20 protein-coding genes, 1 pseudogene and 1 CRISPR repeat array are annotated in these 25,129 nt (G+C 42.0%); of the genes and pseudogenes, 7 read left to right on the plus strand and 14 right to left on the minus strand.

The genetic code is table 11. From position 1 onward, the window contains the following. Window positions 1-6 precede the first annotated feature (6 nt). Window positions 7-309, plus strand: coding sequence for a DUF5611 family protein (locus tag ASULF_RS06050; RefSeq protein ID WP_015590819.1), 303 nt, complete (start codon window positions 7-9; stop codon window positions 307-309). A gap of 430 nt (window positions 310-739) precedes the next feature. On the opposite strand, the gene cofD is transcribed toward ASULF_RS06050, so the two are convergent. The 5 genes from cofD to ASULF_RS06075 are packed head-to-tail and all read right to left on the minus strand — an operon-like array spanning window position 740 to window position 4,702. Then, entirely contained in the window at window positions 740-1,633 is an 894-nt protein-coding gene (cofD, locus tag ASULF_RS06055; protein WP_015590820.1) for a 2-phospho-L-lactate transferase, read from the minus strand. Next, complete coding sequence (locus ASULF_RS06060; RefSeq protein ID WP_015590821.1) at window positions 1,633-2,610, minus strand: nucleotidyltransferase domain-containing protein; 978 nt, start codon at window positions 2,608-2,610, stop codon at window positions 1,633-1,635. The genes cofD and ASULF_RS06060 overlap by 1 nt, the downstream gene beginning before the upstream one ends. 3 nt (window positions 2,611-2,613) lie before the next feature. Further along, complete coding sequence (locus ASULF_RS06065) at window positions 2,614-3,192, minus strand: HVO_0476 family zinc finger protein (RefSeq protein WP_015590822.1); 579 nt, start codon at window positions 3,190-3,192, stop codon at window positions 2,614-2,616. A gap of 5 nt (window positions 3,193-3,197) precedes the next feature. Next, complete coding sequence (locus tag ASULF_RS06070) at window positions 3,198-3,422, minus strand: KEOPS complex subunit Pcc1 (RefSeq protein ID WP_015590823.1); 225 nt, start codon at window positions 3,420-3,422, stop codon at window positions 3,198-3,200. Further along, complete coding sequence (locus ASULF_RS06075) at window positions 3,398-4,702, minus strand: single-stranded-DNA-specific exonuclease RecJ (RefSeq protein WP_015590824.1); 1,305 nt, start codon at window positions 4,700-4,702, stop codon at window positions 3,398-3,400. The genes ASULF_RS06070 and ASULF_RS06075 overlap by 25 nt, the downstream gene beginning before the upstream one ends. Before the next feature lie 140 nt (window positions 4,703-4,842). Here ASULF_RS06075 and cooS point away from each other — a divergent pair, with 140 nt between their 5' ends. After that, window positions 4,843-6,708, plus strand: coding sequence for an anaerobic carbon-monoxide dehydrogenase catalytic subunit (gene cooS, locus ASULF_RS06080; RefSeq protein WP_015590825.1), 1,866 nt, complete (start codon window positions 4,843-4,845; stop codon window positions 6,706-6,708). Between the two features lie 96 nt (window positions 6,709-6,804). After that, window positions 6,805-7,887, plus strand: coding sequence for a hypothetical protein (locus tag ASULF_RS06085; protein ID WP_015590826.1), 1,083 nt, complete (start codon window positions 6,805-6,807; stop codon window positions 7,885-7,887). On the opposite strand, the gene ASULF_RS06090 is transcribed toward ASULF_RS06085, so the two are convergent. Together ASULF_RS06090 and ASULF_RS06100 are read right to left on the minus strand one after the other, a co-directional pair. Beyond that, entirely contained in the window at window positions 7,868-8,056 is a 189-nt protein-coding gene (locus tag ASULF_RS06090; protein ID WP_015590827.1) for a ferritin family protein, read from the minus strand. The two genes, ASULF_RS06085 and ASULF_RS06090, sit on opposite strands and share 20 nt — an antisense overlap. A gap of 738 nt (window positions 8,057-8,794) precedes the next feature. Further along, window positions 8,795-9,589 carry a prohibitin family protein gene (locus ASULF_RS06100; protein WP_236609664.1) on the minus strand — a complete coding sequence of 265 codons (795 nt, stop codon included), beginning with the start codon at window positions 9,587-9,589 and terminating at the stop codon, window positions 8,795-8,797. Window positions 9,590-10,103: 514 nt separating this feature from the next. On the opposite strand from ASULF_RS06100, the pseudogene ASULF_RS11515 reads away from it, so the two are divergent. After that, window positions 10,104-11,116, plus strand: a pseudogene (locus ASULF_RS11515) (transposase). A 66-nt stretch (window positions 11,117-11,182) separates the two neighbouring features. On the opposite strand, the gene ASULF_RS06110 reads toward ASULF_RS11515, so the two are convergent. The 7 genes from ASULF_RS06110 to ASULF_RS06140 are packed head-to-tail and all read right to left on the minus strand — an operon-like array spanning window position 11,183 to window position 18,423. Continuing rightward, window positions 11,183-12,268, minus strand: a complete 1,086-nt coding sequence (locus ASULF_RS06110) for a DUF917 domain-containing protein (protein ID WP_015590832.1) — start codon at window positions 12,266-12,268, stop codon at window positions 11,183-11,185. A gap of 4 nt (window positions 12,269-12,272) precedes the next feature. After that, window positions 12,273-12,944, minus strand: coding sequence for an aspartate/glutamate racemase family protein (locus tag ASULF_RS06115; protein WP_015590833.1), 672 nt, complete (start codon window positions 12,942-12,944; stop codon window positions 12,273-12,275). A 16-nt stretch (window positions 12,945-12,960) separates the two neighbouring features. Then, complete coding sequence (locus tag ASULF_RS06120; protein WP_015590834.1) at window positions 12,961-13,917, minus strand: ABC transporter ATP-binding protein; 957 nt, start codon at window positions 13,915-13,917, stop codon at window positions 12,961-12,963. Further along, window positions 13,914-14,882: an ABC transporter ATP-binding protein gene (locus tag ASULF_RS06125; protein WP_015590835.1), complete on the minus strand. Its 969-nt coding sequence runs from the start codon at window positions 14,880-14,882 to the stop codon at window positions 13,914-13,916. The genes ASULF_RS06120 and ASULF_RS06125 overlap by 4 nt, the downstream gene beginning before the upstream one ends. Next, the gene (gene nikC, locus ASULF_RS06130) at window positions 14,879-15,733 is read right to left on the minus strand and encodes a nickel transporter permease (protein WP_015590836.1); all 855 of its coding nucleotides are present in this window, start codon (window positions 15,731-15,733) and stop codon (window positions 14,879-14,881) included. The genes ASULF_RS06125 and nikC overlap by 4 nt, the downstream gene beginning before the upstream one ends. Window positions 15,734-15,742: 9 nt before the next feature. After that, complete coding sequence (locus ASULF_RS06135) at window positions 15,743-16,762, minus strand: ABC transporter permease (RefSeq protein WP_015590837.1); 1,020 nt, start codon at window positions 16,760-16,762, stop codon at window positions 15,743-15,745. Between the two features lie 35 nt (window positions 16,763-16,797). Further along, window positions 16,798-18,423: an ABC transporter substrate-binding protein gene (locus ASULF_RS06140; protein WP_015590838.1), complete on the minus strand. Its 1,626-nt coding sequence runs from the start codon at window positions 18,421-18,423 to the stop codon at window positions 16,798-16,800. A gap of 144 nt (window positions 18,424-18,567) precedes the next feature. Beyond that, a CRISPR array of direct repeats spans window positions 18,568-22,847; the repeat unit is 30 nt; unit sequence CTTTCAATCCTACAATAGTCTGATTTTAAC. 433 nt (window positions 22,848-23,280) lie between these two features. Between ASULF_RS06140 and cas4 the strand changes: the two genes are divergently transcribed. The 3 genes from cas4 to cas2 are packed head-to-tail and all read left to right on the plus strand — an operon-like array spanning window position 23,281 to window position 25,071. After that, window positions 23,281-23,778 (plus strand): CRISPR-associated protein Cas4, encoded by a 498-nt coding sequence (gene cas4, locus ASULF_RS06145; protein WP_015590839.1) that lies wholly within the window; start codon window positions 23,281-23,283, stop codon window positions 23,776-23,778. 55 nt (window positions 23,779-23,833) lie between these two features. Beyond that, a complete protein-coding gene (gene cas1b / locus ASULF_RS06150) occupies window positions 23,834-24,808 on the plus strand; it encodes a type I-B CRISPR-associated endonuclease Cas1b (RefSeq protein WP_015590840.1) in 975 nt (324 codons plus the stop codon). Beyond that, window positions 24,808-25,071, plus strand: coding sequence for a CRISPR-associated endonuclease Cas2 (gene cas2, locus ASULF_RS06155; RefSeq protein ID WP_015590841.1), 264 nt, complete (start codon window positions 24,808-24,810; stop codon window positions 25,069-25,071). Before cas1b ends, cas2 begins: the two co-directional genes overlap by 1 nt. Window positions 25,072-25,129 lie beyond the last annotated feature (58 nt).

The raw sequence follows: 25,129 nt of genomic DNA on the forward strand, positions 1-25,129 counted from the left end.
ATACCAATGAGGAAGTACAAGTTCAAAAGGGGCTACAAACCAACACCGGAAAGATTGGAAGAGCACATTGAGAAATACTTCGGAGAATTCAAAAGGGAAGGAGAGGTTTATATCACAAAATTTGGTGCGATTGGGGAACTTAGGATGTGGTTTGAGGGTAAGTTACTTTGTGTCGAATCGAAGACCAATCCAAATGTTGCGGAAGATATCGCATTGAATACTTTGAAGACTTACAACAGATTCCTCGAAGATCTTACCGGATATACTGCAAAGGAGAGACAAAAGATGCTCAAAAAAGAGATTGGCTGAAGAATCATATTCGATTTTTAATTCCTGATTTAATCCAATAAAAATCCGATAAAAATTAGAAAGGTGTACTGGGAAAACTACCGGTAATCAAAGCAAAAACAGATAAAACGGAGGATGATCAGCGATCGCCTGGATAGCGTCATTAGAGGAACAACTGAGATTGCGAAGAATTGGGGTCAACATTCTCGTAATCTCAAGGAGCTTTGCAGTAGAACTATACTAAACAATCCGAACACAAACCATCCAGATCCTCTATCCATTCAAACCATACAGACTCAAAATACTATACAACTTCCAAAAACCAACTCAGAAACAGGGATTCAACTTTAACAAAAAAATTATCAACCCCTTCTAACCTATCAACTCTGCCGATGATGACTGATGGGCGATCTGAAATGTGATGAAAAGGGAGAGTCTGAGGCGTTAAATTTTAAATTAAAGACAGCACGAACTCAGCAAGCTTTACAGCATCTTCCTTCGTTTTCATGATGGTTTTTGCCTTCACAACCTCAACCCTCTCATCCTCGAAGTCAAAGTCCTCCTCATCTATAACCAGAACATCCAGAAACTCCTGATATATGTCCACAACACCCCTTGAAGATACCTCGTAGCCCAGAGCTTTCATAAACTTCCCTGCAGGTCCGCTAAACGATCTCGATCCTATTATTGGAGAAACTGCAACAACAAACTTCTCCCTCAGGATTTCTCTGTAACCCCTGACTGAAATGATTGGCCCTATGCTCGTTATCGGGTTGCTGGGACCTATTATAACAGCTTCAGCCTCTTTCAGTCTTTTTTCAACCTCTTCCGGGATAACAGCCTTATCTATGTTTTCAATGAAGACACCCTTAACCTCAGGCTCTCCTTTTCTCACCACCCAGAACTCCTGAAAGTGCATTCTTCCATCAGCGGTTTCGATGTAGGTTGAAACTTCCTCGTTGCACATTGGATACACATCCTGCTTTATCCCGAACCGCTTTCTGAGTTCCTTTGTTGCATTGACAAGATCCATCCTTTTCAGCAGTTCCGTTCTGGCTATGTGAGTTGCTCTATCAAGATCACCAATCATCATGCCCTCATCGACTCCAAGCCTCCTTAGCTGATTGTGAGTTATAAAGGAGTCATCCTTTATCCCCCACCACTTCGATGTATCGATCATCTCCGAGAGGACATAGATAACCGAATCGATATCCGGGCAGATCTTGTTTCCAGAAACCCATACATCTTCAGCTGTATTCACAACAACAAAGAAATCGTCATAGATCTCTTTCATCCCCCATATCAGCTTTGGAGTACCTGTCCCTCCCGATAAAATCCCGATCATTACAGCTCACCCTTCCATCTCTCAAACTCATCCATCAACCCGGATTTTTTCATGAAGGTTAGGGATACGATGTATTCATCCATGACCTCTCTTGAGGTTCCGACGATCAAGTATCTTCTGCCGTTGATCTCCTCGACAACCCCTTTAGCCTCTATGACCTCCCCTTTTACCCCCTGTCCGACATACGTGTGAGTAAAAGACAAAACTGCTGCAATCTCTCCATGCCTCACCGGATAATATGCCGGATAGTCGAAGGTATGGCTGTCATCAACAACCTCTGCCCTTATAACCTTCTTTCCAATCCTCTTACCTTTATCCTCCGGAATCGGTATGCTGATCCCATCATAGTCTCTAACATAAAGCAGATCGAAGTATGTTGAGCCTATTATCGCCCTGTGGAACTTCCTCCTCTCATGTGAGACGAAAATATCATAGGGTATGTTCACCTTCCTCTTTTCAAAAATGAAGTTCCACGTTTCCTCAGACGGCTCCTTCAAAACCCCTCGCTCAATGCTCCTCTTTATCTTCTCCCTGCCCTTGAACCAGTAGCTGCCATACATCACAAAATCCACATCACTGTCTTCAGATTCAAGTCCTATAAGCCTCGATCCCGTGACACCCATCTTATCCACTGGGATTGTATTGAAAAAATCAACTATCCTTTTAACCTTGTCATCGCTCTTGACGATCTCGGATATTCTCTCTTCTGGTTTATACACCTCACTGATTTTGCTGTTCGGAATCAAAAAGATGCCCAGCTTGCTGTTGTAGTACTCCATGTTCTCTTTCTTGGCAAACTCTATCGCATTGCTGTGCATGAGCTTTCTGTACCTCTTACCCTCCCTGGATATCCTGTCTCCGCTGACTGAAGGCACATACCTCAGAAACGCCTTCACACCTCTGATATGCTTGTATCCAACTATTGAAAAATAGAAATCATCGGCTTTTACGAAGTCCCTGAGTCTTATCGGCTTCATGGTTTACTTTTTTATTTTGCTCTGGAACATCGCGTAAACCCTTTTGACATCCTTCGCCATAACGGTGTCGCCTTCCCTTCCATAGAGCCTTCCATCTCTTGTCTTTATCTTCGTAATCCTGAATCTCTTGTTCTCGATGTCTATATCCTCTCCAACCCTTATCTCAGTCTCCCCGGGCATGTAGAGTGTTACGGGTGTTGTTATGGCTCTCTTATGCAGACTGAACTTCACACCAACCTCTCCGATGTCCCTAAGCCAAACAGTCTTTATCTTGTCTGATGGAGATAGATCTATTCTCTTTCCGTCTTCAAGCTCAATTGATGTAACCTCGCCTATCTTAAAGCCCTCCTCAACCTCAACAACAAGCTCGTCCCCTTTCTCAACATTCTCGCCTTCCTTCAGCCTTACCTTACCTCTTTCTGACTCTCCTTCAGAGCTTATGATTGCATTTACAACAATCTCTTTTTCAGGAGTGATCGTTACATAGTTTCCACATTCTTCGCATTTGTAGAGGTTCGTTTTCTCCCTCACGAGGCTGTGCATGGTTGATTCCCTGCAAACATCACAGTAATACACCTTCATATCAATCACCTTTCCAATGATTTCAGAACTGAAAATGCGGCTTTAAGGTTTAAAAAGTAATCGTCAAATGCGTTCATCATCGAACCTATCTTTGGTGTTTTAACCCTGAGGATTATCTCATCTCCTTCAAAGGTGGTTTCATTCCACTGGGTGTCGTCTGGCTTAAGCGCTCTGGATATTATCTCCGCAAAATTATGCTTAATCCTCACTTCCCCATCGCAGAACAGCATAACCTGTCAACCTCCTTTATGAAGTCCTCAACCCTGTCGGGAGGTATGTTGGCTCCGGCAGCAACTCTGTGACCTCCACCTCTTCCTCCAACAGCTTTTGCAGCCTTATTCATTATCTCTCCTAAATCTACTATCTCGCTCATTCTCATCGTCGTTCTGGATGATACCTTTGCAACATCCCTCTTTATGTTAACCGCTATAAACGGCCTATCGCTGAAGATATATCTGGAAAGCACCGTGGCTATCGGCCCTGTGGTGGGTGCGTTGTCCATCACGAGATACCTCATACACTCTCCTTCCTTAACCTCCTCTTTCCTTTTGACAATCTCATCCAGAAGCTCAGTTAAGAATTTCCTCCAGATTTCATAACCCTTGTCAAGGAACTTGCTATCCCGCATACATATTCCAAAGCCTATGCTGAACGCCGAAACCCTTCCACAGGAGTTTATGATATCGCTCATCATTGTAGCGTTTTTTATTAACTCTGCTTTGAGCATGAATTTTCTGCCTATGAAGTCGTTTAGTACCTCCTCGCTTCCACCATTCTCCAGCACCCTCAGGACGATAGCATTTGCAAGCCTTCTTACCTCTTCCTCATCAAGCTCATCCACTTCCCTATCCCCATCAATCCTGACCTTCTCCAGAAATTCCTCAAGCTCGTCTTCCTTCTTGTAGAAATCCAGAAAAGGCTCGATGGAAATCGAAAGAACTTCCCTCAATTTTCCAGAATACAGCGATAGGCCCTTAACCTCCTCGATGTATCCGCTCTGAATTCCCTCCCTAACTATTTCCGCATTTCCACCCTTTATTTTCTGCTTATCACCGATGATTCCTGCGAGAGCCAAGCCAGACAGATCCTTATTATCCGCAATCTGATTTGCTACAACATAAGCCGTCCCACTGGCTGAAAGCTCAAAGGATCCATCTATTCCTGCCAGATGTGGATTGACATGAACAAAGCTGGATTGAGCATCGATTTTTCCAAGCGGGAAATGGTGATCGATCACAATGAAATCGGCCTCTATACTGGATACTATGTCCGGATAGCCACTACCCATATCGAGCAGAATAACAAGATCATCTTTCTCATAGTTTATGCCGTTGTTCAATCCATTGAGAAAGCTTAGATGAAACTTCTTGTTGAACCTGAGCAAAGACTTTGCCATTATGCTGCCAGCAGTAATTCCATCAACATCGTAGTGCGTGAATATCCTTACGAACTCGTATTTTTCGATCAGATTGACGGCTTTTCTGGCTTCAGCTTTCAGTATGTCAAGCATGTGTTTTTAGATGGCCAGGGGATAGAAAATATTATCGCAACTCATAGCATCTATTACATCCGCCATGGCATCTACATCACAACGAAAGTAACGAAAATTTTCGGGCAAACAATGATATACTTTGCAGCTAATCAACTATCATGAAAATAGAAGGAAATGTTAGCTACCATGAGAGCATAAACGAGATGTACAAAAAAGTGAAGTCGGAAGAGGTAACCAATATCGTAGACAGGTTTAACTTGCAGGAGAAAACGAGATGTCCTTACTGTACAAAAGGTTTGAGCTGCCAGCTCTGCTCGATGGGACCGTGCAGGATAAGTGATAAGAACCCACATGGAGCCTGCGGTATAGATGCTGCAGGAATGGTGATGAGGAATTTCGTCCACAAGAACATGCTTGGAACCGAAGCATACACATATCATGCCGTTGAGGCTGCAAAAACATTAAAAGCCACTGCTGAAGGAAAAACCCCGTTTGAGATAAAGGATGTCGATAAGCTGAAGTTCTTCGCATCAAAGCTCGGAATTGAAGGTGGGGATGTTAACGAGATTGCAAAGAAGGTTGCAGATTATGTCATAGCCGATTTAAGTTCTGTAGAGCAGAGCAAGCTTGTGGAGATCTTCGCTCCAGATAAGAGGAAGGAACTCTGGAAAGATCTTGGAATATTTCCGAACGGCGTATTTCATGAGGTTCTTACTGTGGGATCATCTTCAATGACGAATGTGGACTCCAACTATGTTTCATTGGCCAAGAAGAGCATGGCGATGAGCATAGCAACCTGCATGTCCGCCCAGATCGCTCTTGAGTTCATTCAGGACATCTTGTTTGGCACTCCAAAACCGCATGAGAGCTTTGCAGATCTCGGAATCCTAGATCCGGATTATGTAAACATAGCTGTTGATGGACACGAACCTTTTGTAGGAGCTGCTCTGATAAAGCTTGCTGAGAGTGAAGAGATTCAGAATAAGGCAAAAGAGGCAGGAGCTAAAGGGTTGAGAATCATAGGGTTCATCGAAACTGGCCAGGAGCTGATACAGAGGTTTGACAGTCCCGTGTTTGCAGGCATCGTTGGCAACTGGATTGTTCAGGAGTTTGCCCTCGCTACTGGTTGCGTTGATGTTTTCGCAGCGGACATGAACTGTGCACTGCCAACAATCCCAGAGTATCAGAGATATGGTGTCAAGATCGTTCCGGTGAGCAAGCTCGTGAGGTTCAGAGGGATAGATGAGGGACTGGATTACGAGCCAGAAAAGGTTGAGGAGATAGCCAGAAAGCTCATAGACATGGCAATAGACAACTTCAAACAGAGAGACAAGAGCAAAGCTGTCAGAATCGAGAAGAAGCAGAAAATAGTGGTTGGATTTTCTCCAGAGGCTATTCTCGAGGCTGTGGGGGAGATAGAGGTTCTGCTCGATGCGATAAAGAGCGGGGCTATAAAGGGAATAGTTGCACTGGTTAGCTGCACAACGCTGAAGAACGGCCCGCACGACCTGAATACCGTAACCATTGCGAAGGAGCTTATCAAAAGAGATATCCTCGTGCTATCTCTTGGATGCGGGAATGCTGCCCTTCAGGTTGCCGGGCTAACCTCGATGGATGCTGTAAGCGAGGCTGGAGAGAATCTGAAGGCAGTTTGTGAGAAGCTCAACATACCGCCAGTCCTCAGCTTCGGAACGTGCACCGATACCGGCAGGGCAGCTTACCTGCTCAGGGTTGTTGCGGATGCTCTGGGAGTTGATATACCTCAGCTTCCAGTTGCAGTCACAGCTCCAGAGTACATGGAGCAGAAGGCAACGATCGATGCCGTTTTTGCTGTGGCTTATGGTCTCGTAACCCATGTATCTCCAGTACCTCCGGTAACCGGAAGTGCTGATGTTGTTAAGCTGCTCACAGAGGACATCGAGAAGGTCACCGGTGGAAAGATAGTGGTTGAAGAAGATCCGGTTAAAGCTGCAGAGATTCTGGAGAAGGAGATCGTCAAAAAGAGAGAAGCTCTCGGTATCTAATTTTATTTTTTTCATTTACCATCCATCCGCGTTCGAGTTGATACTCCAGTCGCAACCACCGAAAGAATTTTTTACTATAAATTAATAAAATCGCGTGTGAAATATTACTATTATTACTTTCACCAGGATGAGATGGAGGATGTGCTGGGAGAGATAAAATCCTGGTTTGAGGTTAAGCCAAGGTTCGTGAAGCATAAATTCACGGAAATTCTGGCCGATGGAGATTTGATTGTAGGAAAGTACACAAATGTTATCTTTCTGATTTCAAAAGAGAAGATCGAGCTATCGATCCAACCTCTAAGCAGGACTGTAATCTCGCTTGAATCCGGAGAAGGGTTTAAGAAGTTCAGATTTGGGGAGTACAAGGTTGAGAAAGCCGATGTTGAGGAGCAGATTTTAAAGCTCAACGCTGAGTTCTCCGAGGAGCTGTTTTATGATTTAATCCCTGCTTACAATATCGAGGCGTTTAAGATAGAAGTCACTCTGAGACAGTGCAATCTGAGTGTTGAAAGCATATCCAAAGAAGAGACTGAAATTTTAAAGCAGGTTACGAGGATTTCGGAATCTGCAAGGTCTGTAAATACGGTAGATGGGCTTGAAAACACGCTGTTTGAGGTCTCAAAAATTCAGATGAGTTTTTTCAAACGCTTCTCCACATTTAAGGACATCAACGAGGAGATATTCTCATCGATTGTCAGATTCGAAACGCTGGCGAGAAAGCTTGATGGCTGGTTTAATGACAAGATTCAGGAGTTCAGGGATTTTCATCAGAGCCTGGTGTATTATGAATCCAAATTCGAGCAAACTCTGAACGGAATAAGAGATATGTACTCACTGCTATCCATCCAGCTTGATGTTATGAGAAACAAGGAAAATCTTGAGCTTCAGAGAAAGACTTCATCGCTTCAAGCTGCTGCAGTGGTTATAGAGTTTGTAGCGGTCCTCTACTACTCACTAAAAATCTGGGAGCACTTTGTGGATTTGGAAGTTATGCCAAAAGGTTTTGCTTTCACGATTCTGTTCCTGTTCACTCTCGCAGTGGTTGGATACACGGAAGTGCTGTCGCACATCTTCAGGGAGAAAAAGATAAGTGTTAGTTTTATTCTGACGACTTTAATACTTGTTTTGATAATCCTGATGATGTATCTCCTTCCAGCGTTTATCTTCTCAGGAGCCTGATTGCCTTCTTCCTTTCGTTCAACATTCGAATATGCTCTCTTTCCTGTGAGATCAAAAAGTCAAGCAACTCAGCTGTTTCTGGATCTGCATCTTTCTTCATCTTGAGGTACTCCTCTATAGCCTCTTTTTCAAGCTCTAAAGCCTTGTCAAGAATTTCTAGGACCTCCAAGGTATCACCCTATTGGAGCTTGTTTTCAACCAATATTTCTTTTTCGATGTATTCTTTGGTATCTACATCTATAACAGACAAGGGTCTGTTTCGAGCTTGATTTTGGATTTCAATCCTACAATAGTCTGGTTTTAACCTCAGGTAGCCAGCGTCCAGACAGCGTCCATGTTTGACTTTTAATACAATAGTTTGATTTTAACCAACTCCATATCTTCCAGTAAGTGTCACAACATTTAACTTCAACACTTTAATCCATATCGCTCTAGATTCTCAAGCTGTCCACTAATCATATCATCCATTATTTTCACGACATCACTTTGAGAATAGTTACTAAAATCAGCCCACCAAATATTGTAGTAATGTATCAGATCCTCGACATCCTCAAACACCTTCATTATTTTCTTTACAGAAAGTTGAAGAAAGCTCAAGGATTTAACCGTGAGATGCATTAGGGTGGGAGGGAGGTTAGTGGAGAATTAAGTTTAAGTTACCTTGCATCGAACTCTAAATTGAATACCCGTCGTCCTGTTGGACGACGAGGAACGGGGTGCTGGCACACCCTCGCTTCTAGGGCAGACAACTGGCTGAAGGGTAAAAGCCCGATGCAGGCCGGATGGGGATGAGAGCCTTAGAAGCAAGAATCTCCCGGGCTTAGCCGTGGAGAGTGTCAAATATCCTTCCTAAACTCATTTTTCTTCAGTCATACTGCTACTTCCTAACAAAAAAGAGAAAAAACAATTAATTTTTATCTACATCCTTAAACATCGGTATCCCGTTCTCACCGATTGGTACATATATCACTGAGTTGTGCTTATCGAGGTTCTGTATCCAGTACCACGCCAAGTACTCATCTGTGATGGATTCAGCTATAATCTTGTTTGCTTCAGCGATACCCTGTGCCTCAATAATCTTTCTCTGCTTCTCAAGTTCTTCCTTCTGAATTACGAACTGCATTCTCTCAGCTTCCTGCTTTGCCTGTATCTTTGCTTCGATAGCACTTTCGACACTCTGTGGCAGGTCAATGTTTCTTATAAGTACAGCAGTGATGATAATTCCGTATGGCTCAAACTCCTCAGAAAGCTTCTTCTCAAAGTCACCCTGTATCTTTGTCCTGCCTTCGGTGTACAGGTCTTCGGCTTTGTACTGAGCCACCATATCTCTTGCGTGTGCTCTAATCCTGCTTTCCATCCAAACCTCGTAGTTCTTGAGGGACTTATATACGTCGGATGCTTTAGTGGGGTTTATCTTGTACTGTACAGCCATATCGAAGTAGACTGGAAGACCCTCAGAGGTTAAGGCCTTGATGTGTCTCTCACCGACCATCTCAAGTGTTTTCTCATAGATGGGCATTCTGATGACCTCGGTGATGAAAGGTTTGACGATGTGAAGTCCTTCGGTGAGCTCTTCGTCCTTTACAACTCCAAGTTCTTTAACCACACCGACTTCTGTGCTGTCTATGACGACTACTGAACTAAGAGCCACAGCTGCCCCTATAAACAACAAAAGAACCAATATACCCAAACCTGCCTTCAATTTACCACCTCCTTTACTAATGGCGGACTCTTCTGAATCCCAATTAAATTTCCAATCTCCTACTGGCACGAGACCACCTCCTTGTGCAAAAACTTTCAATCCTACAATAGTCTGATTTTAACGTTGTAAACATCCCTAACAGCAAATCTGATGACATCTGCTTTCAATCCTGCAATAGTCTGATTTTAACGAAGAGCGAACTACTCTAAAAATCAAAGCAGTAAACGCTTTCAATCCTGCAATAGTCTGATTTTAACTCTTGTGGTTCTATCGACTCGACCTTAAATGTCGCTTTCTTTCAATCCTACAATAGTCTGATTTTAACTAAACTGTTTATGGTGTTCCATCAACTCGCAACCCGATCTCCATCCATACACCTCTATACCAGAAACAAAGAACTTTTCCACTTTTTCTTGTATCGAGACATAACCTGATTACCCAAAATCAAAAATAAAGCAACAATAAACAGTAAAATTAATAAATCTCATAGATTCTTACTTTTCCCGGTAATTGGGTGAAATTACCAATTCCAGTAGAAGGAGACGAGAAATGGGAGCTTTTAAGAAAAATCATAAGCTTGAAACGAGGAAACGAAGAAAGCTTTGGCAAGAAATGGAATAACTCCGGTAAATAAGGCGATAGAGTTCCTTAGGATCATCATTCTGGCAATGTTTTTTGGTGGAATATCTTACGCTGTTAGCGAGGTAAATAAGCGTTACGAATTCAGAAAATTTTTAAGGATAGAGAATCAGATTAAAATCTGTCTACAATTTCATGTCAAAATTCAAAGCAGAGCAATTCATAAACTTCGTTTTATCAATTCTAAACGTTAATGCAAAAAAGAGTAGGAAGGAACCCTCTTTATTAATATTAGACCGGACAGATATATCACTCGACTTAAATCCTTTCAGAAGAAGGGATTTAAAGAATAAACCATACAGGGTTATTCAACCAAGGGATTCTTTTTGGGAATGAAGATGATGATTCTGATCAATTACAAAACTTTAACACCTCTCTTTTTCCACGTTTATCCTGCAAGTTCATGAAAGCAAGATCTATCCTTTTAATTCTAGAAATGCTGAAGAGAGAAGGTTTAATCAGGTTTGGAAACGCAATTATCATGGATAGAGGAATTTTACGGGTATAAGAACTATTTGATTGGAATAAGATACGGCGTAATTTCCCTGATAATTCCGAGGGAGAAGTTCAGGTTAGAGAAGCTTAAAGATGTGTTGAGCTATCCTCTTTTCATATTTTATTCAAAGAACGTTGAGAAGGAGAAGAAAAAGTATAGAAATCTCGTGAAGAGGTTGTTTGAAGGATTGAAAAAGAATCTGAAGACTTTAAGATCCATAGTGGAGGACGTCATCAAATTGGGGAGAGCGGCGTACAGTTTGAAGAATTTGCACTGCTACGATTACGAGCCTGTTAAAAAAGAGGTGTTCTATTTCTGTCCTCTTAACAGGGATGACATTTGAGTTTGGTTTTAAGGAAAAGAAGATTATTCAGAAATTATCTGGGTGGTGAATCACAAAGGTTTTTCCGGTAGAGGTTTTTGAATTTCAGCGAACAAAAAGAAGAAAGGTAGGATGTTTATTTTCCATACTTTGCCTCAATTGGTGTGTACTCGATCTCAAGTCCAAGACTCTTTGGTCCGAATATTTCCAGTCCTTTTGGAGTTCTCCAAAGTTGCGGTGCGGGAAGTCCTACGATCGCGTATTCTTCTCCTTCCTGAACGTTTGGATTCGTAACCGGATGGCCGTCGGGGGTTAGAACGCATATCAAATCCGGAATTGTCACGTCCACTTCGCCATTTCTCCACGAAATCAGGTTCTCATTCTTGAACCACACCCTGTACGTCTCTCCTTCAAATTCACCAGTTCCATTTAATTCGAACTCACCAATCGTGAATCCTCCTTCGTCTTTCCAGCTTGATTTCGACGCTATTCCCTTAAACAGCAGGAAGCCATTTCCGGCACCTATGAGTGCTTTAATCGGATCTTCTCCTTCTTCTCTTGCAGCCCTCAACGCTTCTCCAATCTTCAAAGCATAGCTGATGGCACCCTTTATAACTGAATCTCTGAGGAGCTTACCCGGTATTGGATGGGATGTAACGCCAACGTCTGTTCCAATAGAAGCCACGATCCCTCTAACAATTTTTTCAGCTTGGAAATCGTCTTTAACTTTGGAGATAACGATTTCATCTCCCAGAGGTGTAACAACCGAGAAGGGTGTCATCCCGATGCCCAGGATGTAGTAGGTTGTATGCTGCAACTCCGGAACAGATCTTCCAGCCGGATCTCCATCAACGATCGGCAATCCCAGCTTCGCTGCAGTAACAAGAGCCACAGCAGTATTTGCGCCTCCAAGTTCTGTTGAAATCACACCCCAGAACTCTTTTCCCATGTACTCTTCCAGCAACCTGTATGACCTGGCTCCTTCACCCTCCTCATAGACGGATTCTACTTTTTTACCCGATACAGATCCGACGAAGTACGGCATTGCGACGATTCCATCATCGGGAACTTCGTCGAGTCCGGCAAGCATGAACTTCTTTCCACTTTTCAGCTCTTTTTCGATCATTTCCCAGCCTTCTTTTGGATCTCCTCCACCTCCAGTTCCCAAAACTGTACATCCCTCTATGATGTCTCTAAGCTCAATTTCGCTCAATTCACGCACTTTTTCACCTCCCAGCAAACAGACCTCTTTTTCCATGGTAAACGCTCAAAGAGCGTGCAACAGAGTATGTAGTTAGCAACGGCTCCAGAACGGGAATCTGATATTCATGCCATATCTCCTCTTTCAGCCTTTCGGCGATGCTGGTAAAGCCTGTGCATCCCAAAATAATTGCATCTGCGCCATCATCTATTGCATCTGTACATGCCTCTTTCGTTGCCTTGTAAAGTTCTTCTTCTCCTGCAATAACGTCTTCCACGGAGAATCTGATTTTTTTCACCGATATCAGTTTATCAAAAAGCCCATACTCCTTCGCCTGAATTCTCGTCCACGATATCATGTTGTCTCCAGGCCCTATCACAGAAAACTCTCCCAGCATTGCCGCTACATGCATCGTCGTTTCGCCAGCTCCGAACACAGGAACTGCCAGATTCTCTCTCAGCTCAAACAGACAGGGGTCTGCAAAGCAGTTGATTACTATTGCATCGGCTTTTTTAAGCTCATCAATTTTCTCTAAAAGCTTTGAGCAGGCTATAGTCTTCTGGGTGAAGCTTTCTATTGTCTCTGGACCTTCATCCAGGGAGAAAACTTCAAACTCGTCGTTTGGGTAGTGTTTTTTCAGATATTCCTTTACACTTTTTTCGAATTCACCTTTAATGGGGTCTACGATGAGTATCATACGAATCACCTCTACGTCATATCTCCCCCGCAAAATGGCAACTTACGAAATGTCCCTTCTCAACCTCAACCATGCCCGGCTCTTCCCTTTCACAAACATCCTTTACAAACGGACACCTCGTATGAAAGCGACAACCTTTTGGTGGGTCCATCGGACTCGGAATTTCTCCTGCAACAATTCCCTTTTCAATAGAGCGTGCTTTCGGATCGGGAATTGGAATTGAATCTAAAAGCAATCTTGTATATGGATGAAGGGGGTTATCGAAAACCTGACCTATTGATCCAATTTCAACGAGCTTTCCGAGGTACATAACTCCAACTCTATTGGCTAGATACCTGACAACTCCCAAATCATGGGATATGAAAAGGTACGTGAGATTCATCTCCTTTTGAAGGTTTTCAAGGAGATTCAATACCTGCGCCTGAACAGAAACGTCTAATGCTGACGTCGGCTCATCAAGCACTAAAAACTCCGGGTTTAGAGATAGTGCTCTTGCTATGGCGACTCTCTGACATTGTCCGCCGCTCAACTCGTCTGGATACTTTCTGGCGTGCTCTTCGCTAAGCCCAACAGCCTCCAGAAGCTCTAATACCTTGTCTTCAACATCCTCGCAGTGGTGTTCTTTCAACGGTTCAGCCACTATGTCAAAAACGGTCAATCTGGGATTTAGGGATGAATAGGGATCCTGATATATTATTTGCATTTTGGGTCTTATTTTCCTCAGCTCTTTTTTAGGCAATGCCGTTATTTCAATGTCGTTGAAGAATATTTTTCCATCCGTTGGCTCGTAGAGCCTCAGAATTGTTCTTCCTGTTGTGGATTTTCCACTCCCGCTTTCTCCAACAAGTCCAAAGGTTTCTCCATCGTTTATTGTGAAGGTGACATCATCAACAGCTTTTAAATATGTAATTCTCTTCTTTATCAGCCCCTGCGTTACTGGGAAGTATTTCTTCAACCCTTCGACTTTAATCACTGTTTTGCACCTCCATACAGATGACATGCAACGAAGTGGTCCTTCGAGTATTCGATCAGCTCCGGCTTCTGCTTGGTGCACGCATCTTTCATGCAGTCGCATCTCGGATGAAATCTGCAGCCGTCTGGTGGGTTTATAAGGCTTGGAACACTGCCTTTTAAAGGCTTCAAATGCTTTCTACGCCTTGGATCCGGAACAACTGAAAGCAAAGCTTTGGAGTACGGATGGATTGTATTTTCAAAAAGTTCTTCCGTGTTTGCTACCTCAACAACGTTTCCTGCATACATAACTCCGGCTCTATCACATATCTCGGCAACTACGCCTAAATCGTGGGTTATCAAAAGAACTGAGAACCCATAACTCTCTTTTAGCTCAAGTATCAGCCCCAGTATCTGCTTTTGTATTGTAACATCTAATGCCGTTGTTGGCTCGTCGGCTATTAGAAGAGACGGGTTGGAAGACAGTGCCATCGCTATTAATACTCTCTGCCTCATTCCACCGCTGAGCTCATGCGGATAGCTGTTTAAGATTCGTTCCACATCCGCTAAACCAACCGACTTAAGGTACTTCTTCGCATGCCTTAAAGACTCCTCCTTGCTCAACCCCTCATGAGTCGTTATCACATCAACCATCTGGTCTTTGATTTTGAAGAGCGGGTTTAGAGATGTCATCGGATCCTGAAACACAACTGATATGTCTTTTCCTCTTATCTTTCTCATTTCCTCCTCTGACTTCTCGAGAATATTTTCTCCTTTAAAGATTATTTCACCGTAAACCTCGGCGTTTGAAGGCTGCAACCTTAAAATACTCATCGCAGTGACGCTTTTCCCGCATCCGGTCTCGCCAATTAAACCAAAAATTTCCTCCTTTCGTATCTTCAGGCTAACACCATTCAGAACTTTCGCTGTTCCCCACATTGTTCTAAAGTTGACGTACAGGTCGTTTATTGTGAGGAGTTCTTTCATAGGAATCTCCTCCTTAATCTCGGATCTATAGCCTCTCTGACGGCATCTCCAAGCAGGTTGAACGCCATTACTGTGATGAATATCGCCAAACCAGGAAATACGGGATACCACCAGTAGTTCAGGAAGTAGTTCTTCCCCTCACTAACCATCAAACCCCAGTCGGGTGTTGGTGGCTGAACACCCAGGCCGAGAAAGCTCAGACCAGCAGCCTCGAGAATTGCCGACCCAATATCCATTGTAGCTTGAATGATTACCGGCGATATTGAGTTTGGAAGCACATGCCTTAACATTATCTTCCATTCGGCAATATCCATTGCTTTTGCCGCTTCAACGTAGGGTCTTTCCTTTACCGAAACGACCATCCCCCTCATAAGCCTCGTGTACCAGGGCCACCAGCTCAACGCTAACGCCAGGATAGCGTTGAACATCCCCCTCCCCAGCGTTGTGGCTATGAGTAATGCAAGCAGTAACGGCGGGAATGCGAGAAAGACGTCCGTTATCCTCATGATTACGAGGTCGATTTTTCTACCCACATACCCCGCAATTAGCCCCAGAGGGACACCAATTAGCAATGCTATGGCAACGACGGAGAATCCTATCATGAGGGATGTTCTTGCTCCGTAGATTACTCTGCTCAGTATATCTCTACCCATGTCATCAGTTCCGAGAGGATGCTCAGGGCTTGGTGGCTGCAGCCTCTCCTTTAGGTTTGGCTCCCCCATTGCCTGCTCTGGATAGGGTGCTAAAACTGGTGCAAGTATTGCAATCAGAATGAGTGCGATTATTATTGAAAGACCCACTATGGAAAGCTTGTTTTTAAGTAGGACTCTAAGGATTTCGTTTCGCCTCATCTTCGTCCCTCATAGTTTTATTCTTGGATCTAGGTATACCTGAATGAGATCAACGACCAGGTTAACGATGACGTACGTGGTTGCAGCAACAATTGTGACTCCTAGAACTGCCGGATAATCCATGCTCAGAATCGAGTATGCGGCATATCTACCCAAACCGGGCCAGTTGAAGATTATCTCTGTCAAAAATGCGCCTGTTAGAGTATACGCCACCGATAGACCAACTGTTATCAGAGCAGGAGCGATGGCATTTTTTAAGGCGTACTTGAAGTAAATCTTTCTCGAAGGCAACCCGTATGCAAACGCCGTTTTTATGTAGTTCTCCTGAAGGACTTCTACCATCATTGAGCGAACCTGCCTCGTTATGAGCCCTACTGGGTACATGGCAAGCGTCAATGCTGGCAAAATTATGTGATGCAAAGCGTTTACAAATACGGGGATGTTGCCAGTGATTAGCGAATCAACCAGGTAAAGACCTGTTATAATTTCGAGTGGATGTTCCAGCAGTATTACGGAATCTACCCTTCCAGCAAGAGGCAATAGCTGGAGGTACTTGAAGAAAGCCAGTTGCAGGATTATACCAAACCAGAAAGTTGGCAGAGACACACCACTTATCGCAAAGATCCTGCTGAAGTTGTCGACCCAGGAGTCCTTTTTAACTGCTGAATAAACACCCAGAGGAATTCCAACTATCAGTGCAAGCAGTTCAGCAAATAGAATGAGTTCTAGGGTTGCTGTAAAGGCTGATTTTATGTCATCGACAACGGGATTGTGAGTTCTTATCGACACTCCCAGATCTCCGTTAAGCAGGGATGAGATGTAGTATAGATACTGGTTCAACAGTGGTTCATCCAGGTGAAGCTCTTTTCTTGCCTTTTCAATTGCCTCTGGTGTTGGATGTGCTCCCACCCAAAGTGCTGCCGGATCAGAAGGTATCATTCTCGAAATGAAGAATACGACTGTGATAACTCCAAAGATTACAAACACTGCGAGTATAAGTCTGTAAATCACGTAATCTCTGTACCTCATTTTACTCCCTTAAATAAAAGGAAAGAAAAAAGAAATTAGGTCGCACGCAGGTCGTAGAAGAATACCACCTGCGGGTATCCTGGGTTCGCTTCGAATCCCTTAACGCTCTTGTGAATCACGTATACGTCGTCTGGTGAGTACAGGAATATCGCTGGGGCGTCCTCCATGAGTATTTCCTCTGCTTTCCTGTATAGATCCTTGGCCTTTTCTATGTTAGTGCCTTCAAGCGCTACCGCTTTGTCAATTAATTCGTCAAACTCTGGGTTGGAGTAGTACGCCAGGTTGAAGTTTATCTCGTCTTCACTGTGGAACATGCTGAAGAGGAAATCGTACGGTGTCGGGTACGTTGGCCACCAGTAGAATATGAACACGTCCTGTGCCTTCATTGGGTCACTCTTGGCCAAAGCCCACTGCTGCTCCCAGTTCATTGGCCTGATCTCTACATCTATGCCCAGCTTGCCCCACTCGGCCTTGAGAATTTCGGCAACCTTCGCTTCAGCTTCATCTCCGTTCGTGTACGTTAAAACGAGCTTGAATCCTCCGTTTGGATAGCCAGCCTGCTCCAAGAGCTCTTTGGCTTTTTCAGGGTCGTATGTGTATGTCTTCAAGTCTTCAAAGTATCCGAGCATTCCGGGTGGTATCGGACCCTTAGCTGCCTTGCCGTAATCGTGGAGCACGTACTTTACGATGTCCTCATAAGGCACAGCGTAGCTCAACGCCTGCCTGACAAGTTTGTTGTCCAAAGGTGGCTTCCTGGTGTTCAGCATTGCGTAAAGCTCCTGATAGGAGGACTTCTGCTTAACAACAACGTTTGGATCCTGCTGAAGCTTAGGAATGTCGTCCAATGGCAGGTCTCTTGCGATGTGAATCTCTCCACTTGCAACCATCTGTTCTCTGAGCGAAGCATCCGGGACTATCTTTATGATTGCTATGTCGAACTGATCATCGCTCCACCCACCCCAGTATTCATCGAACTTCTTGAGCACGACCTCGGTTTTTGGCTCATATTTTTCTATTGTGTATGGCCCGCTTCCTGCGTCGTGTCCCTTGTTCAGGTAATCTGCAATAGTTTCATCGTCTCCAATCTTCGAAAGCAACTTGCTATCCATTATGTATGCGCCGTAAGAAGAAGACGCTATCAGTGGCAGGTTGGCTGGATATTTGAGCTTGAATTTGATGGTGTAGTCATCAACAACCTCTATACTTTCAACCGGATCCCAGATGAATGATGCACCGAGCCCCATTCTGACAGTTCTTTCAATTGACCACTTAACGTCTTCAGCGGTCAGTTCGTTTCCGCTGTGGAACTTTACACCCTTTCTCAGGTGGAATATCCATTCAGTTCCATCTTCGTTGCTCTCCCAGGAGGTTGCGAGCCACGGCTTCAAACCTTCTGGAGTGTACTTAACAAGACATTCGTAAACGTTTGGCAGAATAATGATTGAGTTAGAGAACTCTGTGCTCGGATCCAATGTGGTCATTTCGCTTACGTATCCGTAAATAACCACATTTGGCTTGCTCTCCACCTTCTTGGTTTCTTCCTTTGCACCTTCTGAAGGTGGAGTGGACGGTTCTGTAGTTTTGTTTGTTCCAGCACACCCACTAATTGCTATTGCCAGAATCAGTGCAATTACAAAACCGACACTCAGCAGTTTTCTCATGTCTGGCACCTCTATTTGTTTTTTGTGCATTGTTGAAACGGCTTATAAAAAATTTTTGGTAGATATTAAATAGATGCGTAAAATTTTTTCACAATGGCTGGTCTCTGAGGAATCAATTGGAAATGGTATCTTTGCAGGAATGAATTCGCCATTCTACAATAGTCTGATTTTAACTTTTCTAACTTTTCCGAGCATGCGTCTTGTTCTGCTGTTCTTTCAATCCTACAATAGTCTGATTTTAACATTCAAAGTTTGTATTTTATCGCATCAATAAACAAGCCTTTCAATCCTACAATAGTCTGATTTTAACAGAAAGATCCATCAAACATCGAAGTCGAGGTTCAGATCCTTTCAATCCTACAATAGTCTGATTTTAACAATGTTGGATTCATGACGAGACTCTTTTACAATGAGACTTTCAATCCTACAATAGTCTGATTTTAACGGCTCACTCTTGGTAGTTGGGATCCAATTAAGAAGGATCTTTCAATCCTACAATAGTCTGATTTTAACGGAGTTTGATGAAGCGGAGAGGTTTATTAGAGAAATTGACGCTTTCAATCCTACAATAGTCTGATTTTAACAAAAATAACTACATGTATGTGCATTCGCCCATTTTGTCTTTCAATCCTACAATAGTCTGATTTTAACAAACATGTTCCTGAGGCTGTTATGTGTGAATATTTCGGACTTTCAATCCTACAATAGTCTGATTTTAACCTGCATCTCCAGCCCACATCTGTTGCCTCGAGCCTTCCACCGCACTTTCAATCCTACAATAGTCTGATTTTAACCACCATCAACAACAAAATTCCACAAGCAGACATGAACACTTTCAATCCTACAATAGTCTGATTTTAACGTTGGCGACTTCAAGATGGGAGGGTTTATGAATCTGCATCCTCTTTCAATCCTACAATAGTCTGATTTTAACAAGTTTTCGCATGCAATACCTCCTTATGTGGAGTACTGCTTTCAATCCTACAATAGTCTGATTTTAACTTAACAACTCAGGACAGCTTTACTTTTGGATTGAAAGCCTTTCAATCCTACAATAGTCTGATTTTAACATTCAACACTTGTTTAACATAGTATATATTGATTATTGCAAATACTTTCAATCCTACAATAGTCTGATTTTAACCTAAATAAAAGTTTGACCAATCCTGAAATCCGAACAATATTGTCTTTCAATCCTACAATAGTCTGATTTTAACAAGGGATATGCTTCAGATGGCACTAACTATGACATTGTCTTTCAATCCTACAATAGTCTGATTTTAACGTATTACAAAGGACAGACGCCCAAGGATTATGATATAACTTTCAATCCTACAATAGTCTGATTTTAACAGGTAGTCTCTCAGAGAACCGTCGCCACAAACCAAAACCTTTCAATCCTACAATAGTCTGATTTTAACGTGAATGGATTTAGTCCAGTGGTTTCTATGTCGAAAACTATCTTTCAATCCTACAATAGTCTGATTTTAACTTGTTTAGAAAGACTGATGTTGTTATCGTAGATATCGCCTTTCAATCCTACAATAGTCTGATTTTAACATAAAGCAGTATCCTGTGTGTTTGTAACTATATCGCACTTTCAATCCTACAATAGTCTGATTTTAACCTGTATTGCTGAAGTTCATGGACTGCTCACCTCTCTTATATCTTTCAATCCTACAATAGTCTGATTTTAACTGAAATATCAGAGCCGTGTAATGAAATACCACGAATCCCCTTTCAATCCTACAATAGTCTGATTTTAACATCAATACATCTGCATGTAATAACCTTAGAGTTATACTTTCAATCCTACAATAGTCTGATTTTAACGGTTTTTGTTAGGAGCTTTTACACCTTTGAGGAAAAACTTTCAATCCTACAATAGTCTGATTTTAACTGAGCTTTACAGACAAGGTTATTTGAACAAAACAGTTCCTTTCAATCCTACAATAGTCTGATTTTAACAAGTTTAACAAATGTGCACCCGTCGCAATATGGTTTCTTTCAATCCTACAATAGTCTGATTTTAACATTTTTATATACGGAGTGACAAAGATAGTATTGGGTGACTTTCAATCCTACAATAGTCTGATTTTAACGAAGAGCGAACTACTCTAAAAATCAAAGCAGTAAACGCTTTCAATCCTACAATAGTCTGATTTTAACAAGAGGTATGCTGAAAGATATAGTAAAGAGAAAGTGGGGCTTTCAATCCTACAATAGTCTGATTTTAACCAGCCAGCGTAGGCGGAGCGGCAACATCTGATAGCAGTCTTTCAATCCTACAATAGTCTGATTTTAACACGCTTGTGAATACAAACAAGGGGTGGGCGTTGTACTTCTTTCAATCCTACAATAGTCTGATTTTAACTTCGCTCAGAACCTCGATAAGAAAAGAGTTGTCAAAATGTGCCTTTCAATCCTACAATAGTCTGATTTTAACTCAGTTCTTGGTGCTGCTGATAGTGTTAAAGCATTTTTCTTTCAATCCTACAATAGTCTGATTTTAACTGTTCAGCAACAGAAAGTCTCTGGTCTCGAAATACTCAACCTTTCAATCCTACAATAGTCTGATTTTAACCTGCTCCCATTCCCGACATATCCACAACAACCTTCTGCTTTCAATCCTACAATAGTCTGATTTTAACCGTTGAGTTCACGCTCACGGGACTGAACAAGCTCGCTGTTTACCTTTCAATCCTACAATAGTCTGATTTTAACCATCGACGAGATTGATGAAACCCCTCGTTGCTACGAATGCTTTCAATCCTACAATAGTCTGATTTTAACGCAAGATGAAGGTGATTGATAAGAGGATTCCAGACGCTTTCAATCCTACAATAGTCTGATTTTAACAGTACCAGATTAAGGTTAAACTCCTGACCAATAATCTCTTTCAATCCTACAATAGTCTGATTTTAACAAGATCTTCCACAAGAATTTCATCCGCCTGAAGGAAAGCTTTCAATCCTACAATAGTCTGATTTTAACTAGTACTCAAGCTTGTTGATCTCGATCTCGTAGCTCACCTTTCAATCCTACAATAGTCTGATTTTAACATTTCGGGATTGGCTTTCCGGCGGTTATCCCTCTTCCAGCTTTCAATCCTACAATAGTCTGATTTTAACTCTGTTCAATGTCGTCGTCGAGCTAATAGACAAAATAGCTTTCAATCCTACAATAGTCTGATTTTAACTCTACTGCGGATTCTATTGAGTTTGCAATCCCTTCTGCTTTCAATCCTACAATAGTCTGATTTTAACGAAAAACTAGTGGAAGCAGTTAAGATATCTATGGATTCCTTTCAATCCTACAATAGTCTGATTTTAACAATCGTCACTGTCCAATAAGTTTCCACACTTCACACAGCTTTCAATCCTACAATAGTCTGATTTTAACTGAAAAAGAAACTAAACCGTAGATACGCCCGCATCTGCGATTGGTGCTTTCAATCCTACAATAGTCTGATTTTAACTGTCCCAGTGGTATTAAAAAACAACTCAACATCTACCTTTCAATCCTACAATAGTCTGATTTTAACCTTTGACGGGGATCGAGTGGTTGTGGAGTGAGGTTAACTTTCAATCCTACAATAGTCTGATTTTAACAAGTGGTCACGGGCAACAGCGGCTAAGGTGACAGATTTCTTTCAATCCTACAATAGTCTGATTTTAACTAGGGGAGTGGATTGGTGAAGTAAAAGCATACCTAATCTTTCAATCCTACAATAGTCTGATTTTAACCCTGAAAAGTTGCAGATCGATGTTTCAGATATACTTAGCTTTCAATCCTACAATAGTCTGATTTTAACTATATCCAGGAATTGTTTTACTCCCGTCGCCACTCCTGCTTTCAATCCTACAATAGTCTGATTTTAACTCGATGTTCCAGAAGATTATTACGAAAGAACAAAGAAACTTTCAATCCTACAATAGTCTGATTTTAACTGAGCTTTGAGGAGATGAGGAAGCATGGGGTACACTACCTTTCAATCCTACAATAGTCTGATTTTAACGCTGATGCTCATTGACCTGTTCCCGTTCATGATGCTGCTCTTTCAATCCTACAATAGTCTGATTTTAACTGCATGTTGATCCAGAGTATGCCAAGAAGTTAAGCAACTTTCAATCCTACAATAGTCTGATTTTAACCTGGACAGAAATCACATATACTGAAACCATACCAGACTTTCAATCCTACAATAGTCTGATTTTAACAAATCCCAGTGTCTATGTTCAACTATCAGTTTACGGAGCTTTCAATCCTACAATAGTCTGATTTTAACAAAAAGATAAAGTTGTATCCATACTTTGTCCTAAGCACCTTTCAATCCTACAATAGTCTGATTTTAACTATATCCAGGAATTGTTTTACTCCCGTCGCCACTCCTGCTTTCAATCCTACAATAGTCTGATTTTAACCCTCGGTAATTTTCCTTCTTTTTCCAATTTATAGTTTTCTACTGGGTGCTATAGCGACCCTCTGTCGTCGATCTCCAGTAATGCAACTCATTTATAAGGATGGACGACTTTCTCAATTGATCCTGTTTCCAATTTAACTTTCTCTAACCAGGCTTATTTCAATTTAAATAAAATCTGGCAGGGTATGTCTTAGATAGCTTCTCATAAACCTGCCATTCAGTAAAAGAAGAAAATAAAAATAACAAATTTAACCAATAAAATTACCAAATAAAAAGATGGACGAATTGGTCTCAAACCGTTAAATCGAATGAAAGTCACGAGGAATTCTCAATTTACAAATTGGAGAAAAAAGAGATAGAATAAACATAGACGAATTAAAGTTTTGAAAGATCTTTACAAAGATTTATATTTGGTTAGATTCAAAAATATGTAAATGATATCTGAGATGTACATCAAGGGAACTCAGGTCAACTATTATTTCATCTGCAAAACGAAATTGTGGTTGTTCAGTCACAACATCACAATGGAGCACGAAAGTGATGCTGTTAAACTTGGAAAGCTCATCCACAGAGAGGTTTTCAAAAGGGATGAAAAGGAAGTTCAGATAGGTCCCATTGCAATCGACGTCGTCAGGGTTGGCAATATCCTCGAGATAAGGGAGATAAAAAAGTCCAGAAAGATGGAGGACTCGTACATATACCAGACCCTTTACTACCTGTATTTTCTCAAAAAATTTGGTATAGATGCCAGGGCCGTAATTTCCTTCCCCAAGCGAAGGGAAAACATTGAAATTGAACTCAGTAGAGAGGATGAAACCAAAATCAAAGAGATTCTAATGGATATTGAGAAAATAATCAATAGCCCTATGCCTAAACCGGAATACAGAAAAATATGCAGAAAATGTGCATACTTTGAATTCTGTTTTGCGTAGGTGGTTTTATGAAGAAAAAAGAATAGTTTTATGAAGAAAAAGAACAGGTGGTTTTATGAAGAAAAAGAATTACTACATACTTTCGGATGGTAAGCTGAAAAGGTACGAAAATACGATCTATTTCGAAAATAAGGACGGAAAGAAACCAATCCCTATCAACGCAATATATGCAATCTATGCTCTGGGCTCTTTAAGTGTCACATCTAAAGCTCTATCGTTGCTTGCAAGCGAAGGTGTATGCATACACTTTTTCAATCGTTCTGGCTTCTATGTTGGAAGTTTTTATCCCAGAGAAACCCTGATTTCAGGAGATATGGTTGTAAAACAGGTACAGCACCATATTGACGAAGAGAAGCGGCTTTTCCTCGCAAAGGCTTTTGTCGAGGGCTCGATTTTAAACATGAGTAAGGTTCTGGCATATTACGGGTTAAACGATTTCAGAGTAGAGGTGGAAAATGCACTCCAGAGCTTGGCTAACGCTAAAACTGTTGCCGAGATCATGGGTGCAGAGGCAACGGCAAGGAATGCATACTATTCAGCCTTCGATTCAATTCTCAAGAACTTTGAATTCGGGAAGCGGAGCAGACAGCCACCGGAGAACGAAGTTAACGCAATGATCAGCTTTGGCAACTCCCTGCTTTACTCTACCGTGTTATCCGAGATCTACCACACCCAGCTTCATCCAGCCATATCTTACCTGCATGAACCGTCCGAAAGGAGGTTTAGCCTGGCACTTGACATTGCCGAACTCTTCAAGCCGATGATAGTTGATAGAACAATATTCTATCTTGTAAACAAGGGGATTGTTAGTGAAGGTGATTTCAACAGGGATCTGAAGAGCGTTCTGCTAAACGAAAGCGGGAAGAGGAAGTTTCTTTCCGCATATAATGATAAACTTAACACGACCGTTAAGCATAGAGGTCTTGGTAGGAATGTCTCATACCAGCGCCTGATAAGACTTGAATGTTATAAGCTTGCAAAGCATTTGATTGGAGTTGAAAAATACAAACCCTTCGTGATGTGGTGGTGATGTACGTAATCGTTGTTTATGATGTGAATGTTGATAGAGTCAACAGGATAAAGAAGTTCTTGAGGAGATATCTAACATGGATTCAGAATTCTGTTTTTGAGGGTGAAATCACACCGGCAGATCTTGAAGAAGTGAAAATGGGTATAAGGGAAATCATAGACGAGGATGAGGATATGGTCGTGATCTACCGTCTTCCCAGCAGTAAAAGTCTGAACAGAGAGATAATGGGCGTGGACAAGAGCGGGAGTGAGGAAATCATCTGATTTTTTGTAATTTTTTCTGATATCTAGTAAAATTAGTTGGAATTAACATTTTTCACTT

It is taken from the genome of Archaeoglobus sulfaticallidus PM70-1 (assembly GCF_000385565.1).
Taxonomy (GTDB): domain Archaea; phylum Halobacteriota; class Archaeoglobi; order Archaeoglobales; family Archaeoglobaceae; genus Archaeoglobus_A; species Archaeoglobus_A sulfaticallidus.

Coding starts and splice junctions, on each gene's coding strand:
- ASULF_RS06140 (WP_015590838.1), bottom strand. CDS start 18,423: ATGAGAAAACTGCTGAGTGTCGGTTTTGTAATTGCACTGATTCTGGCA.
- ASULF_RS06060 (WP_015590821.1), bottom strand. CDS start 2,610: ATGAAGCCGATAAGACTCAGGGACTTCGTAAAAGCCGATGATTTCTAT.
- ASULF_RS06135 (WP_015590837.1), bottom strand. CDS start 16,762: ATGAGGTACAGAGATTACGTGATTTACAGACTTATACTCGCAGTGTTT.
- ASULF_RS06065 (WP_015590822.1), bottom strand. CDS start 3,192: ATGAAGGTGTATTACTGTGATGTTTGCAGGGAATCAACCATGCACAGC.
- ASULF_RS06070 (WP_015590823.1), bottom strand. CDS start 3,422: ATGCTGTTCTGCGATGGGGAAGTGAGGATTAAGCATAATTTTGCGGAG.
- cas1b (WP_015590840.1), top strand. CDS start 23,834: ATGAAGAAAAAGAATTACTACATACTTTCGGATGGTAAGCTGAAAAGG.
- ASULF_RS06050 (WP_015590819.1), top strand. CDS start 7: ATGAGGAAGTACAAGTTCAAAAGGGGCTACAAACCAACACCGGAAAGA.
- cooS (WP_015590825.1), top strand. CDS start 4,843: ATGAAAATAGAAGGAAATGTTAGCTACCATGAGAGCATAAACGAGATG.
- ASULF_RS06125 (WP_015590835.1), bottom strand. CDS start 14,882: ATGAAAGAACTCCTCACAATAAACGACCTGTACGTCAACTTTAGAACA.
- ASULF_RS06115 (WP_015590833.1), bottom strand. CDS start 12,944: ATGATACTCATCGTAGACCCCATTAAAGGTGAATTCGAAAAAAGTGTA.
- cas4 (WP_015590839.1), top strand. CDS start 23,281: ATGATATCTGAGATGTACATCAAGGGAACTCAGGTCAACTATTATTTC.
- ASULF_RS06075 (WP_015590824.1), bottom strand. CDS start 4,702: ATGCTTGACATACTGAAAGCTGAAGCCAGAAAAGCCGTCAATCTGATC.
- cofD (WP_015590820.1), bottom strand. CDS start 1,633: ATGATCGGGATTTTATCGGGAGGGACAGGTACTCCAAAGCTGATATGG.
- cas2 (WP_015590841.1), top strand. CDS start 24,808: ATGTACGTAATCGTTGTTTATGATGTGAATGTTGATAGAGTCAACAGG.
- nikC (WP_015590836.1), bottom strand. CDS start 15,733: ATGAGGCGAAACGAAATCCTTAGAGTCCTACTTAAAAACAAGCTTTCC.